General features: G+C 67.0%; 12 protein-coding genes, 2 tRNA genes and 1 pseudogene. 11 read left to right on the top strand and 4 right to left on the bottom strand.

Features of this window, described 5'->3' with window-relative positions; all coding sequences use genetic code 11:
- The first annotated feature begins 15 nt into the window (after positions 1-15).
- From gyrA to EJC77_RS21455, 7 genes are all read left to right on the top strand, one after another.
- On the top strand, positions 16-2,664 hold the full coding sequence (gyrA, locus tag EJC77_RS14670; protein WP_125614137.1) for a DNA gyrase subunit A: 2,649 nt from the start codon (positions 16-18) through the stop codon (positions 2,662-2,664).
- Positions 2,661-3,188, top strand: coding sequence for a DUF3566 domain-containing protein (locus EJC77_RS14675; protein ID WP_125614140.1), 528 nt, complete (start codon positions 2,661-2,663; stop codon positions 3,186-3,188). The genes gyrA and EJC77_RS14675 overlap by 4 nt, the downstream gene beginning before the upstream one ends.
- A 108-nt stretch (positions 3,189-3,296) precedes the next feature.
- Positions 3,297-3,370, top strand: a tRNA-Ile gene (locus EJC77_RS14680).
- 38 nt (positions 3,371-3,408) lie between these two features.
- Complete coding sequence (locus tag EJC77_RS21150) at positions 3,409-3,528, top strand: DLW-39 family protein (protein WP_240630272.1); 120 nt, start codon at positions 3,409-3,411, stop codon at positions 3,526-3,528.
- A 25-nt stretch (positions 3,529-3,553) separates the two neighbouring features.
- Positions 3,554-3,629: transfer RNA gene (locus EJC77_RS14685), tRNA-Ala, on the top strand.
- A gap of 63 nt (positions 3,630-3,692) precedes the next feature.
- A complete protein-coding gene (locus tag EJC77_RS14690; protein WP_338069480.1) occupies positions 3,693-4,265 on the top strand; it encodes a hypothetical protein in 573 nt (190 codons plus the stop codon).
- Complete coding sequence (locus tag EJC77_RS21455; protein WP_338069481.1) at positions 4,223-4,519, top strand: EamA family transporter; 297 nt, start codon at positions 4,223-4,225, stop codon at positions 4,517-4,519. The genes EJC77_RS14690 and EJC77_RS21455 overlap by 43 nt, the downstream gene beginning before the upstream one ends.
- 57 nt (positions 4,520-4,576) lie before the next feature.
- Here EJC77_RS21455 and EJC77_RS14695 read toward each other — a convergent pair whose 3' ends face one another.
- Positions 4,577-5,347, bottom strand: coding sequence for a hypothetical protein (locus tag EJC77_RS14695; protein ID WP_125614143.1), 771 nt, complete (start codon positions 5,345-5,347; stop codon positions 4,577-4,579).
- A 138-nt stretch (positions 5,348-5,485) separates the two neighbouring features.
- Here EJC77_RS14695 and EJC77_RS14700 point away from each other — a divergent pair, with 138 nt between their 5' ends.
- Both EJC77_RS14700 and EJC77_RS14705 read left to right on the top strand, forming a co-directional pair.
- The gene (locus EJC77_RS14700; protein ID WP_125614146.1) at positions 5,486-6,028 is read left to right on the top strand and encodes a peptidylprolyl isomerase; all 543 of its coding nucleotides are present in this window, start codon (positions 5,486-5,488) and stop codon (positions 6,026-6,028) included.
- A gap of 31 nt (positions 6,029-6,059) precedes the next feature.
- Positions 6,060-6,923 (top strand): rhomboid family intramembrane serine protease, encoded by an 864-nt coding sequence (locus EJC77_RS14705; protein WP_125614149.1) that lies wholly within the window; start codon positions 6,060-6,062, stop codon positions 6,921-6,923.
- Between the two features lie 8 nt (positions 6,924-6,931).
- Here the strand turns inward: EJC77_RS14705 and EJC77_RS14710 are convergent, their stop codons facing one another.
- Both EJC77_RS14710 and EJC77_RS14715 read right to left on the bottom strand, forming a co-directional pair.
- Positions 6,932-7,480: a flavin reductase family protein gene (locus tag EJC77_RS14710; protein WP_125614152.1), complete on the bottom strand. Its 549-nt coding sequence runs from the start codon at positions 7,478-7,480 to the stop codon at positions 6,932-6,934.
- 500 nt (positions 7,481-7,980) lie between these two features.
- The gene (locus tag EJC77_RS14715; RefSeq protein ID WP_125614154.1) at positions 7,981-9,672 is read right to left on the bottom strand and encodes an amidohydrolase; all 1,692 of its coding nucleotides are present in this window, start codon (positions 9,670-9,672) and stop codon (positions 7,981-7,983) included.
- A gap of 458 nt (positions 9,673-10,130) precedes the next feature.
- On the opposite strand from EJC77_RS14715, the gene EJC77_RS14720 reads away from it, so the two are divergent.
- Entirely contained in the window at positions 10,131-11,243 is a 1,113-nt protein-coding gene (locus tag EJC77_RS14720) for an alpha-hydroxy acid oxidase (RefSeq protein WP_420820322.1), read from the top strand.
- A gap of 32 nt (positions 11,244-11,275) precedes the next feature.
- Here the strand turns inward: EJC77_RS14720 and hutU are convergent.
- Positions 11,276-12,861, bottom strand: a pseudogene (gene hutU / locus EJC77_RS14725) (urocanate hydratase).
- 191 nt (positions 12,862-13,052) lie between these two features.
- On the opposite strand from hutU, the gene EJC77_RS14730 reads away from it, so the two are divergent.
- On the top strand, positions 13,053-13,403 hold the full coding sequence (locus EJC77_RS14730) for a hypothetical protein (RefSeq protein ID WP_125614160.1): 351 nt from the start codon (positions 13,053-13,055) through the stop codon (positions 13,401-13,403).
- Positions 13,404-13,500: the final 97 nt, after the last annotated feature.

Below are 13,500 nucleotides of genomic sequence, written 5' to 3' on the forward strand. Positions count from 1 at the left end.
GGAATATAAAAGACGATGAGTGACGAGACGCCGGGGACCCCGGACGAGACGAACGCCGAGCCGGCCCTCGAGGGAACCATTGCCGCCGACCGGGTGGAGCAGGTCGACCTGCAGACCGAAATGCAGCGGTCCTACCTGGACTACGCCATGGCCGTCATTGTCGGCCGCGCGCTGCCGGACGTGCGAGACGGCCTGAAACCGGTGCACCGGCGCGTGCTGTACGCGATGTTCGACGGCGGCTACCGGCCGGACCGGGCATTCAACAAGTGCGCGCGCGTGGTCGGCGAGGTCATGGGCCAGTACCACCCGCACGGCGACACGGCCATCTACGACGCCCTGGTGCGCCTGATCCAGGACTGGACCATGCGCTACCCGCTGGCGCTCGGGCAGGGCAACTTCGGTTCGCCCGGCAACGACGGCGCGGCCGCCCCCCGCTACACGGAAACCAAGATGGCCCCGCTGGCCATGGAGATGGTCCGCGACATCGACGAGGAGACCGTCGATTTCCAGGACAACTACGACGGCAAGAACCAGGAACCCACCATCCTGCCGGCCCGGTTCCCGAACCTGTTGGTCAACGGCTCGTCCGGCATCGCCGTCGGCATGGCCACGAACATCCCGCCGCACAACCTGCGCGAGGTCGCCGAGGGCGTCCAGTGGTACCTGGCCAATCCGACCGTCGGCCGCGAGGAACTGCTCGAGGCCCTGATCGCCCGCATCAAGGGCCCGGACTTCCCGACCGGCGCGCAGATCCTGGGCCGCAAGGGCATCGAGGAGGCGTACCGGACCGGGCGCGGCTCCATCACCATGCGGGCCGTCGTCAACGTCGAGGAGATCCAGGGCCGCACCTGCCTGGTCGTCACCGAGCTGCCCTACCAGGCCAACCCGGACAATCTGGCCATCAAGATCGCCGAACTCGTCAAGGACGGCCGCATCGCCGGCATCGCCGACCTGCGCGATGAGACGTCCGGCCGCACCGGCCAGCGCCTCGTCATCGTGCTCAAGCGTGACGCGGTGGCCAAGGTCGTGCTGAACAACCTGTACAAGCACACCCAGCTGCAGGACAACTTCGGCGCCAACATGCTGGCCATCGTCGACGGCGTGCCGCGCACCCTGCCGTTGGACGCGTTCATCCGGCACTGGGTCACGCACCAGATGGACGTCATCGTCCGGCGCACCCAGTTCCGCCTTCGCAAGGCCGAGGAGGAGGCGCACATCCAGCGGGCGCTGCTGAAGGCGCTGAACGCGCTCGACGCCGTGATCGCCCTGATCCGGGCCTCGTCCACGTCCGAGGAGGCCCGCGACGGGTTGATGGACCTGCTGGACATCGACGAGATCCAGGCCAAGGCCATCCTCGACATGCAGCTGCGCAAGCTGGCCGCCCTGGAACACCAGAAGATCCAGGAACGCCACGACCAGCTGGAACTGATGATCGCCGAATTCAACCGGATCCTGGCCTCCCCGGAGGTCCAGCGCGGCATCGTCAGCGACGAGTTGGCCGAGATCACCGACAAGTACGGTGACGACCGGCGCACCGAGATCATGATGGGCTACGACCCCAACATGAGCATGGAGGACCTGATCCCCGAGGAGGAGATGGTCGTCACCATCACCCGGGGCGGTTATGTCAAGCGCACGCGCTCCGACAACTACCGGTCCCAGCACCGCGGCGGCAAGGGCATCAAGGGGGCCCAGCTGCGCGGGGACGACGTCGTCGAACATTTCTTCGTCACCACCACCCACCACTGGCTGCTGTTCTTCACGAACCTGGGCCGGGTGTACCGGGCCAAGGCCTACGAGCTCATGGAGGCCGGCCGCGATGCCAAGGGCCAGCATGTGGCCAACCTGCTGGCGTTCCAGCCGGACGAGAAGATCGCGCAAGTCATGGACCTGCGGGACTACCTGCAGGAACCGTACCTGGTGCTCGCCACGCGCAACGGCCTGGTCAAGAAGACCCGGCTCGAGGACTACGACACGAACCGGTCCGCCGGCGTCATCGCCATCAACCTGCGTGACGACGACGAACTCGTCTCCGCCCAGCTCGTGTCCGAGACGGACGACCTGCTGCTCGTCTCGCGCAAGGGTCAGTCGATCCGGTTCACGGCCACCGACGAGGCACTGCGCCCCATGGGCCGGGCCACCTCCGGGGTCACCGGCATGAAGTTCCGGGGCACCGACGAACTGCTCGCCGCGGCCGTCGTCACCGACGACTCGTTCGTGTTCGTCGTGACCGAGGGCGGCTATGCCAAGCGCACGGCCGTGGACGAATACCGCCTGCAGGGCCGTGGCGGGCTTGGCATCAAGGTTGCCAAGCTTGTCGAGGACCGCGGCGACCTGGTCGGGGCCCTGATCGTCCAGGAGGACGACGAGGTGCTCGTCGTCATGGGCAGCGGCAAGGTGGTGCGCTCCAACGTGGCCGAGGTGCCAGCCAAGGGCCGGGACACCATGGGCGTCGTGTTCGCCAAGCCGGACAAGAACGACCGCATCATCGAGGTGGCGCGCAACAGCGAACGCGGCCTCGACAATGACGCCGACAATGAGGGTGGCGATGAGGCCGGAGAAGGCCCCGAAGGCAACACCCAGACTCATGAAGTACCGTTAAGCGAGCCAAACGCGACGACTGTGCCACAAAATACTGTGCAACAAAATGGAGGTATCGATTGAGCACGAGTAACTCGAACCCGAGGGCGGGAACAGGGCCCAGGGTGAGTGCCCCTGCGCGGCCTCCGCAGCGTCCTGCCGCCGCCCCCGGGGCGACGAAACAGGCGGCGCCGCGGCCCTCCACGGCCCGTCCGCCGCTGGTCAAGCCGGCGCCGAAGGCCAAGGCCCGCCGGGCCCGGCTACTCGTCAGCAAGGTCGAACCATGGTCCGTCCTGAAGATGTCATTCATGCTGTCCGTGGCGCTGGGCATCATCACCGTCGTCGCGGCCATCGTGCTGTGGTCGGTGCTTGACGTCATCGGGTTGTTCGACAAGGTCAACTCGCTGATGACCGACATCCAGGGCAGCGAAGGCGGCGGTTTCGACCTGAAGAAGTACGCATCGCTGGGCCAGGTCGCCTCGTTCGCAACCATCATCGCCGTGGTCAACGTCGTGCTGCTGACGGCCCTGTCGATGCTGTCGGCCGTGCTGTACAACATTTCCGCCACGCTGGTCGGCGGCATCGGAGTCACCCTTACCGACGACTGACTTCCCGCCGTATCCCCGGTCGGCGGGCCCGGGTTGCCACCGGGCCCGCCGATTTGGGGGAAACGGATTCCTTGCGGTAAAGTCTTGTTTCGGCCCGGTGAGGGTTGAGGGCGTATAGCTCAGGCGGTTAGAGCGCTTCGCTGATAACGAAGAGGTCCCAGGTTCAAGTCCTGGTACGCCCACGGAACCATTTTTCGTCAAATGGAAGAAGTTGGTTCAAGTGAAGAAATTGCTGGTGATTGCCGCTGCGATTACGACGGCGGTCGTCGTCCGCAGGAAGTTGCAGGAATCCAGGGACCGGAAATCGGCCTGGAGCAAGGCAACCGACACGGTCAGCTAATCACGGTACAATTGATATTCCCCTTGGGGGCATGGCGCAATTGGTAGCGCACCTGCTTTGCAAGCAGGGGGTTCGGGGTTCGAGTCCCCGTGCCTCCACCAAGAAAGAGAGTCACCCCGGCCCAGGCGGCCGGGGTGATTTTCTTTTCCCGTTACCCTTGGTGGGTGACTGTCCTCCTCGCCGTAATAGGTGTCCTCGGCGTGTCGGCCTCGGGGCCCATCATGGCGGCCACGGCAGCACCGGCGCCCACGATCGCCTTCTGGCGCCATGCGCTCGGCGCCCTTGTCATGGGTGTGCCGGCCGTGACCCGGAACCGGCACCAGTTCCGCGGCCTGGACGGGCGGCAATGGGGCTGGACCCTGTTGGCTGCGGCGACCGCCCTGGTCTGCCTCCAGGCGGCGTGGATCGCGCTGTTCCAGTGGCTGCGAGGGACGCGTCCACGACCCGCCCTGGTCATCGGGCTGGGCGTGGCGCTCATCGGCGTCGTCGTGATCACCGGCCTGGACGTGGGCACCTCGGGTGAGGCGTTGCTCGGGGATGCCTTGGCACTGGCCGGCGGTGTACTGGCCGCCATCTACACGCTCGCCGGGGCCAAGGTTCGAAGGACGCTGTCCACGGGGGTGTATACGACGCTCTGTTACGGCATCTGCGCCCTCATCCTGGTGGCGCTGTGCCTGGCCCTGCAGAACCCCTCGTGGCCCTGCCCGCGGGCGCCTGGCTCGGCATCCTGGGCGTGACGGTGGCCGCCCAGATCTTCGGTCACACGATCTTCAACCACCTGCTGGCCACCATCAGCCCGCTCGTCGTGTCCATGATGATCCTGCTTGAGATTCCCGGCGCCGCGCTGCTGGCGGCCGTCTTCCTCGGCGAGCAGCTGCAGCCCGGCACATATGCCGGGCTGGCGCTCATCCTGGCCGGCCTGGCCGTCGTCGTCCTGCAGCAGGGCCGCAGCGGGCTCAAACGCCAAACCGCCCAACCAGGGCGCGGTTAGGCACCGGTTCACGCGGATTTCGGTGCTTAACTGCGCCTTGGTTGGGCGGAGCGGTGGTTACTTCGTCTCGGAATCCTCGGAGGTCTTCGCCTCCGCGGCGGGGGTGGTGGCCGGGGACGGCGTGTCCAGCGGGGTGGGCGACGGCGTCACGGGGGCGGGCACCTTCCACGGATCCTCGACGGGCTTGGACGCCTTCCAGGCGGCCGCGCACGCGACGGCGCCGGCAGCGATGAGGCCGACGATTATCCAGCCCTTGCGGCTCTTCCTGCCCGACTTCTTCAGTTCCGCGGCGGCCTTCGCTGCCGCGGCGTTCGCGGCCTTCTCCGCCTGCGCGGCCGCCTTCCGGCTGCCGTGCCTGACGTCGTGGGAGACCTTGGCCGCCACGGCCTCGACCTTCTGCGGCACCGCCGCATGCTCCAGCGCCGCCTCGACGGCCTGGGCCACTTCGGCGAGCCGCTCCACCAACTGCGGGATGTAGTCCGCCACGACCTTGTCCTTCGCGGAGGAAATCGCCGGGACGGCCTTGTCCAGGGCCTCGGAAATCCGGGGTGCGGCGTCGTCCACGGCGTCGGAGATCCGCGGGGCCAGCTTCTCCAGGCCTTCCTGGAGCCGCGGCGTGACGGCCGCGACGCCGTCGGCCGTGTATTGGGCGGCCTTGCGCAAGCTGTCCTGCACGACGGGCGAAGCCGCTTCCAGCCCCTTCTCCAGCCGCGGCACGGCCCAGTGCAGTGCGCCCTCCACCTTCGGCGCTGCCCATTCCCGGGCACTCTCGACGCTCGCGCTGAGCGCCTCCTGGCGGCTGTGGCCGATGGTCTCTACCTTCTTCACGCGTTCCTCCTGGAGTCAGACTTCCGTGTTCAGCCTACGTGGCCTGACTGCCCGCGACCATCCCCCGGCAGTTCGCCGGGCGCTGAAATGACACCGCCCGGCCGGGTGGCGCCCACGTGGGCATGACAGAATATCGCCATGACTGCAATCCCTACCGCAACAGCAACCATCAGCACGAGCCTCGGCGATATCAAGGTCAACCTTTTCGGCAACCACGCGCCGAAGACCGTGGCGAACTTCGTCGGCCTGGCCACGGGCGAGAAGACGTGGACGCACCCGGCCACGGGCGAGGAATCCAACACGCCGTTGTACAACGGCACCATCTTCCACCGCATCATCAAGGACTTCATGATCCAGGGCGGCGACCCGCTGGGTCGCGGCGTCGGCGGCCCCGGCTACCAGTTCGACGATGAGATCCACCCGGAACTGAACTTCAACGACCCGTACAAGCTGGCCATGGCCAATGCCGGCATCCAGGGCGGCCGCGGCACGAACGGGTCGCAGTTCTTCATCACCACGATTCCGACGAACTGGCTCCAGGGCAAGCACACCATCTTCGGCGAGGTCGTGGACGCCGAATCGAAGGCCGTCGTCGACGCCATCGAGGGTGTCGCGACGGGCCCCGGCGACAAGCCGCGCGAGGACGTCGTGATCAACTCGGTCACCGTCGTCGAGCTCTGACAACCACTTTCCCGGCAAAGGTCCACACACCGTGAGTTCCCCGTACCCGGCGGCGGGCGTGCCCGCCGACATTCCGGTCTGCCCCCGGCACCCCGACCGCGTCGCCTATGTGCGCTGCCAGCGGTGCGGGCGGCCGGCGTGCCCGGACTGCCAGCGCAGTGCCGCCGTCGGGATCCAGTGCGTGGATTGCGTCCGTGAAACCACCCGGGCCGTCCCGACGCACCGCACCGCCCTCGGCGGCCGTGTGCGTGCGGGACGCCCGGTCGTCACCATCACGCTGATGGCCGTCTGCGTCGCGGCGTTTGGGGCCGACCTGCTCATCCCCAACGGCTTCATCTTCCAGACCTTCGCCTATGCGCCGTTCCTGACCGAGGTCGAGCCGTGGCGCATGGTCAGCTCGGCATTCCTGCATTCGACCTCGTTCCTGCCGCACATCCTCTTCAACATGTACGCGCTGTGGGTGCTGGGCCGGGTGCTTGAACCGGAGTTCGGCCGCGCCCGGTTCCTGGCGCTGTACCTGATCAGCGCCTTCGCCGGTTCCGTCGGCGTCTTGCTGCTGGCGCCCGTCACGACGGCGGTCGTCGGCGCCTCGGGTGCCGTGTTCGGCCTGTTCGGCGCGCTGTTCGTGATCCAGAAGCAGCGTGGCGGCGACCTTCGGCAGATCGTCATCCTGCTCGTCATCAACGCCGCGCTCAGCTTCATGGGCGGCATCGCCTGGCAGGCCCACGTGGGCGGCCTCGTCGCCGGCGCCGCCTGCGCCGCCATCGTCGCCTATGCGCCGCGCGGCCCGCGCCGCGCCCTGATGCAGTGGGGCGGCATGGGCCTGGTCCTGCTGATCCTGCTCGGCCTCACCGTCTACAAGGCCCAGGCCATCCACTCCCTGGTCTTCGGCTAGGGCCCGTCCTAGGCCAGCCGGTGGTACTCCCCGCCGTAGTGCAGCAGCGGCCCCTCGCCCGGCTGCCCGGCGCCGCGCTCACCCATGCCGACGACGGCGCCCACCACCAGCAGGTGCGTGGCCGCCGGGTGCACGGCCGTGGTCTCCAGTTCGAACCACGCCAGCGCCCCGTCAATCACGGGGCTGCCGGTGACCCGGCCGCGGCGGAACTCCACAGACTCCATGAGCCCCTCCACCGGGCTGCCGGGACTGGCCAGCCAATTCGCCGTGCGCCGCTGCCCGGCGGCCAACAGGCTCAATGTCCAATGGCCGGCACCCGTCACGGCCGCGGCGATGCGCGACCCCTCGTACAGGCTCACCAGCAGCGTGGGCGGGTCGTACGATACGGACAGGTGCGCGGACACCGTGGCCGCATAGTCGCGCCCGCGCCAGCTGGTGCAGACGACGGCGACACTTGCGGCCGCCTCCGCGCCCAGCCGGCGGTACTCGGCGATGTCCACATCCGACACAGCGGGCCGGGACAGCAGGTGTTCGTGCGGCGGCGGTGGCAATTCCATGACCCCATGGTTGCACGCCCGCGGACACACGCCACGGACCGCTATCCACAGGGTTGTACACAGCTGGGCATAACTTACAGACCTGTAGTTCTACTCGCGAAGGTCTATTCGAACGCCCTGTTTTCCACAGGGATCCACACAGTGGGCATAACTTACACACATGTAATTCCACAGCTGTGGATTACTTTTCGCCGGAGTGGGGCGCATTTTCGGGGGGATGCCTCCAAAGTTGTCCACTTCTGTGGATAACTTTGGGCCCAACTGGGGGACAGCGAGCTGTTCGAAGACTGCTGTGGAAAACTTGGGAGACTTGTCCACGTAGGTGGACAAGTCTCCCGAGGCGCCGTCCGGTTATGCCCATCTGTGGATAACTTTGGGGACAACGTGTGCACAGGCTGTGTGGACGGCGCGGCGATGGTGTGGGCGGGACGGCCGTCGCAGGTAACGGCTTCGCCGTGGCCGCCGAAGGCGGGAGCAAAGGCCGCGTAGTCTGGGTACCGCTAAAGGCGATGGGCAGCGATCGGGTCGACCTGAGTGGTGGCCCCGGGGGCGGGGAGGTCGCCGTCGTTGTAGACGACCTCGCCGCCGATGACGGTGGTCCGGACTGTGACGTCACGGATACCGGCGGGGTCGATGCCGAACAGGTCCTCCGAGAGGACCACGAAGTCGGCCAGCAGGCCACGGCTGAGGGTTCCCTTGTTGTGTTCTTCGTTGACGGCGTAGGCGGAACCGTAGGTGTAGGCGCGCACTGCTTCGGCCACGGTAAGCCGCTCGGCCGGGGCCAGCACCTGGCCGGAGGCGGTGGTGCGGTTGACCATGTCGTGGATGCTGCGCAGCGGGTTCCCGTTGGAGACGGGGGAATCGGTGGAACCGGGTAGCACGATGCCGGCGTTCAGCAGGGACTTCATCCGGTAGATCCGGTTCTGCAGTTCCGGCTCAACCGCGGCCATCATGCCGTCGCCGAAGTCGGAGATGAAGGTGCCCTGCGGGACCGGGATGATGCCCAGCGCCGCGGCGCGCTGGATCTGGGCGTCGCTGGCCAGGGCAAAGTGTTCGATCCGGTGCCGTACACCGGGCCGAGGTAGCTGGCGCTGTGCTTCGTCAATGCCATCCATGGCGTGGTCCATCGCGGCGTCGCCGATGGCGTGCGTGGCCACCGTCCAGCCGGCCTTGTGCACGCCGACGATCATTCTCTTCAGGGCATCCGGATCGAACTGCATGAAGCCCTTGTTCTCCGGCTCGCCGTGGTAGCAGTGGTGCATGGCTGCCGAGCGGCCGATGAAGGAGCCGTCGGAGACGATCTTCACAGGGCCCATTTTGAGCCTGTCACCGCCGAAGCCGGTGCGGATGCCCAGGTCCAGGCCGTACCAGTCCCGGTCCTTGAACCCGGGCACGTTGTGCAGCGTGGTGACGTAGGGCATCAGCGTCATCCTCGGTTTCAGCACCCCCGTTTCCGAAGCGACCTGGTAGCTATGGAAGTCCACCGGGGAGTTCCCGATGGTTTCCCAAGCTGCCAGTCCGGGTTCGGTGAGGCTTGTCAGGCCGAAGGAAACCGCCTGGTGCGAGGCCAGGGCCAGGTTGCGTTGGACCTCTTCCAGCGCCATCGGCCGGACCACCGCGTAGATAAGCCTGTTCGCCTGCTCCTGCAGCAGCCCCTCGGCGCGCCCGTCCGGGGTGCGGGCGACGTGTCCGCCGTCCACCTCCGGGACACCATAACCGCCCGGGTATCCCGCCCGGGTGAAAGCCTCGGTGTTGGCCACAATCATGTGCCCGGAGACATGTTCCAGCAGCACCGGCCGGCCGCCGGACACCTGGTCCAGGGCCCGGGCCGTCGGATGGCCGCCGATGATGTTCTGGTCATACCCCGAGCCGCGGATCCACTCGTTTGGTCCCAGCCCGGCAGCTCGTTCCCTGACCGCAACATAGAGCTCATCCAGGGAGTCGATGACCCCCGGGCGCAGGTCAAGGGATGCCAGCCGCGCCCCGGTCAGCGACGCGTGGTAGTGGGCGTCGTGGAACCCCGGCAACACCGCAGCCCCGCCCAGGTCAACAGTCCGCTCCGCGGTGACACCCTCCAGCTCCTCGTCGAAACCGACAATCCTGCCGTTCAGGACGCCCAACCGGGTGGCCGCGGGCCGTTGGCCATCCATGGTGCGGATCCGGCCATTGTCGAAGATGGCATCAATTTTCACAGGTATCTCCCTCAGTTGGGTTGGTCTGTCGGTTGAGGATGCCGTACTTTGCCCACTGGAGACGGCGTGCGGCACTTACCTCGGATTCCCAATCTGTCCTTCCGCGAGGCATTCCGTCCAAGGCCAATTGGCGATCGGATCCATGCCAACAGGGCATAGCGGTTGGTGAGAGCGACTCAGCTTCTATACCGGAAGAGCATAAGCGATGTGCCATGGCGGCATTAGACGGCATGCGGGATGGGCGCCTATGGTGAAGCAGATGACCTGAATCACACGTTTCCCGACCAGGAACCACAGGAGAGCCGCGTTGTGACCCCGCCTTCCAAGAACCCGCCTTCCAAGAACCCGCCGCCAGGCAATCCGCGCCTGGAACGGCACCTCCCAGGCTGGCCGATGTTGCGCCGCTGTTGAAGTTCAAACCCCTTGACCTGGATCCGGTGCGCCGGCGGCTCGGTTCCGTGCATACCATCGAGGATCTGCGGCGTCTGGCCAAACGCCGGACCCCTTCCGGCCCGTTTGACTACACCGACGGCGGTGCCGACGATGAGGTCGGCCTCTCCCGCGCCAGGGAGGCGTTCCGCCAGATCGAGTTCCAGCCCGGGATCCTCCGCAACGTCTCCGCCACGGACACCGCCACCGAGGTACTTGGGAAAACATCCGCGCTGCCCTTCGGCCTGGCACCAACCGGTTTCACCCGCATGATGCATTCCGCGGGAGAGCGCGCCGTTGCCCGGGCGGCCGCCGACGCGGGGGTGCCTTACACGCTCTCGACCATGGGCACCACGGCCATCGAAGGCCTTCGAGAGGCTGCCCCCGACGGCCGGCACTGGTTCCAGCTTTACCTGCTGCGAGACCGCGACCGGTCCCTGGAGCTGATCGAGCGGGCCGCAAAGGCCGGCTGCGATACCCTCTTTCTGACCGTCGATGTCCCGGCCCTGGGTAACCGGGTCCGTGACCTGCGCAACGGGATGACGTTCCCTCCCCAACTCACGCTCAAGACGTTCCTGGACGCCTCCTATCGGTCGGAATGGTGGTTCAACTTCCTGACCACCGAACCGCTCCGTTTCGCCTACGGAAACGGCAGGATCGAAAGCTCCAGCGCGTCAGAACTCTACGACAATACGGTGACTTTCGACGATCTCGCCTGGATGCGTGAAGCCTGGGCCGGAAAACTCGTCATCAAGGGCATCCAGACCGTCACAGATGCCCGGAAGGCCGCCGACCACGGGGTCGATGGCATCGTCGTTTCCAACCACGGCGGCCGTCAGCTTGACCGTGCCCCCGTTCCGCTCCGGCTCCTGCCGGACGTCGTGGCCGCCGTCGGGTCCCGCACCTCGGTCATGCTGGACACCGGCATCATGAACGGCGCCGACATTGTCGCCGGCATCGCCCTTGGTGCGGACTTCACCTTCATCGGACGCGCCTACCTCTACGGACTCATGGCCGGCGGCGAAGCGGGCGTGCGTAAGTGCCTGGAGATCCTGACCGCCGAAATCCGCCGCACCATGGCCCTGCTGGGCGTAAGCAGCATCACTGAACTCAACCCCGATCATGTACGGATGCCAAGGTAGTCGTCACCGCATATCCGGGGACGCCCCCGCGACTACTGTTCCTGCATGGGGATGCGGACTCCGCGCTCGGCGGCCACCTCGATGGCGCGGTCGTAGCCGGCGTCGACGTGGCGGATGACGCCCATGCCGGGGTCGTTGGTGAGCAGGCGCTCGAGCTTCTCGGCAGCCAGGGGTGTGCCGTCGGCGACGGAGACCTGGCCGGCGTGGATGGAGCGGCCGATGCCGACGCCGCCGCCGTGGTGGATGGANGGAGGACGTGTTGAGCAGCGCGTTCAGCAGCGGCCAGTCGGCAACGGCATCGGAGCCGTCCTTCATGGACTCGGTCTCGCGGTACGGGGAGGCGACGGAGCCGGAGTCCAGGTGGTCGCGGCCGATGACGATCGGGGCCTTGACCTTGCCATCGGCGACCAGCTGGTTGAACAGGACACCGGCCTTGGCGCGGTCGCCGTAGCCCAGCCAGGCGATGCGTGCCGGCAGGCCCTCAAACTCGACGTGTTCCTGGGCGGCGTTGATCCAGCGGTGCAAGTGCTCGTTCTCGGGGAACAGTTCCTTGATGGCCTCGTCGGTGACGCGGATGTCCTCGGGGTCGCCGGAGAGCGCCACCCAGCGGAACGGGCCCAGGCCCTCGCAGAACAGCGGGCGGATGTAGGCCGGGACGAAGCCGGGGAATTCGAAGGCGCGGTTGTAGCCGCCCTTGCGGGCCTCATCGCGGATGGAGTTTCCATAGTCAAAGACCTCGGCGCCGGCGTCCTGGAATTCGACCATGGCCTGCACGTGGCGGGCCATCGCGTTCTGGGCCTTCTTGGTGAAGCCCTCGGGGTCGTTCTCGGCCTCGGTGTGCCACTGTTCGATCGAGTATTCCGTGGGCAGGTAGGACAGCGGGTCGTGGGCGCTGGTCTGGTCGGTGACAATGTCCACCGTGAACTCGCCGGCCTGGTGGCGGCGAAGGATCTCCGGGAACAGATCGGCGGCATTGCCGACGACGCCGACGCTCAGGGCGCGCTTTTCGGCCTTGGCCGCCAGCACCTTGGCCAGGGCTGCGTTGAGATCGGTCTCGACCTCGTCGAGGTAGCGCTTGCCGGCGCGGCGGCGAAGTCGTTCCTCGCTGACGTCGACAATGAGGCAGGCTCCGCCGTTGAGCGTGACGGCCAGCGGCTGGGCGCCGCCCATGCCGCCGCAGCCGCCGGTCAGCGTCAGGGTGCCGGCAAGGGTGCCGTTGAACCGCTTGGTGGCGATGGCAGCGAANGCCCTCGGCCTCCAGCTTGCGGAACTCGGGCCACGTGGCCCAGTCGCCCACCAGGTTGGAGTTGGCCAGGAGCACGCGCGGTGCCCACTTGTTGGTGCGGAAAACGCCCACGGGCTTGCCGGACTGGACCAGCAGGGTTTCGTCGTCTTCAAGGGTCTTCAGCGTGGCAACAATTGCGTCGTATGCCTCCCACGACCGTGCGGCGCGGCCGGTGCCGCCGTAGACGACCAGGTCTTCGGGGCGTTCGGCAACCTCGGGGTCCAGGTTGTTCATGAGCATGCGCAGGGGGGCTTCGGTCTGCCAGGACTTTGCCGACAGTTCCGTGCCGCGGGCGGCGCGAATGGTGCGGGACGGGTCGTGCATGGTGGCCATGGTGAGATTCCTTGGGGTCGGGGATGCCATGCATTCATCTAATCCCTGCGCGCCCGGCACCGGTAGCCCCCGGCGCCGGTGTGCGTCTGTGATCCCAGACTGGACCGGAAGCCGCCCTGTATGGACGGCGCCATGCGGCCTACACTGGGGGCAGGAAACAAGGGAAGCCCACATCAAGGGAAGGCATTGTCATGAGCAAGGACGACGGGGCCGCGGCGCCGGTTCCAGCAGGGAATGAGCCCGAGAACGGTGATCCTGGAAACGGCGATCCCGAAAACCATGGCCGCTATGTGGAGGGCGACTACGGCAAGGGCGGCACCGAGGGCGGGCACAAGCTGCACGGCACGGAGGGCCGCTACGTGGAAGGTGACTACGGCAAGGCCGGCACCGAGGACGAGCAGAAGAACCGGGACAAGGGCCGCTTCGTCGAGGCCGACTACGGCAAGGGCGGCGTCGTCCCCGGGCGCAAGGGCGACTACACCGTGGGCAGCTACGAGGACGGCAACTACGGGGAGGGTGGAACGGTCGAACCAGAACCCTGAAGACGGGTGGCCGGCCCCGCGCCCGAGGGACCCGACGTGTGGGTGCGTGGGTGGGTCCCCGCGCCCGAGGGACCCGACGTGTGGGTGCGTGGGTGGG

Source organism: Specibacter cremeus (genome assembly GCF_003946885.1).
Taxonomy (GTDB): Bacteria; Actinomycetota; Actinomycetes; order Actinomycetales; family Micrococcaceae; genus Specibacter; species Specibacter cremeus.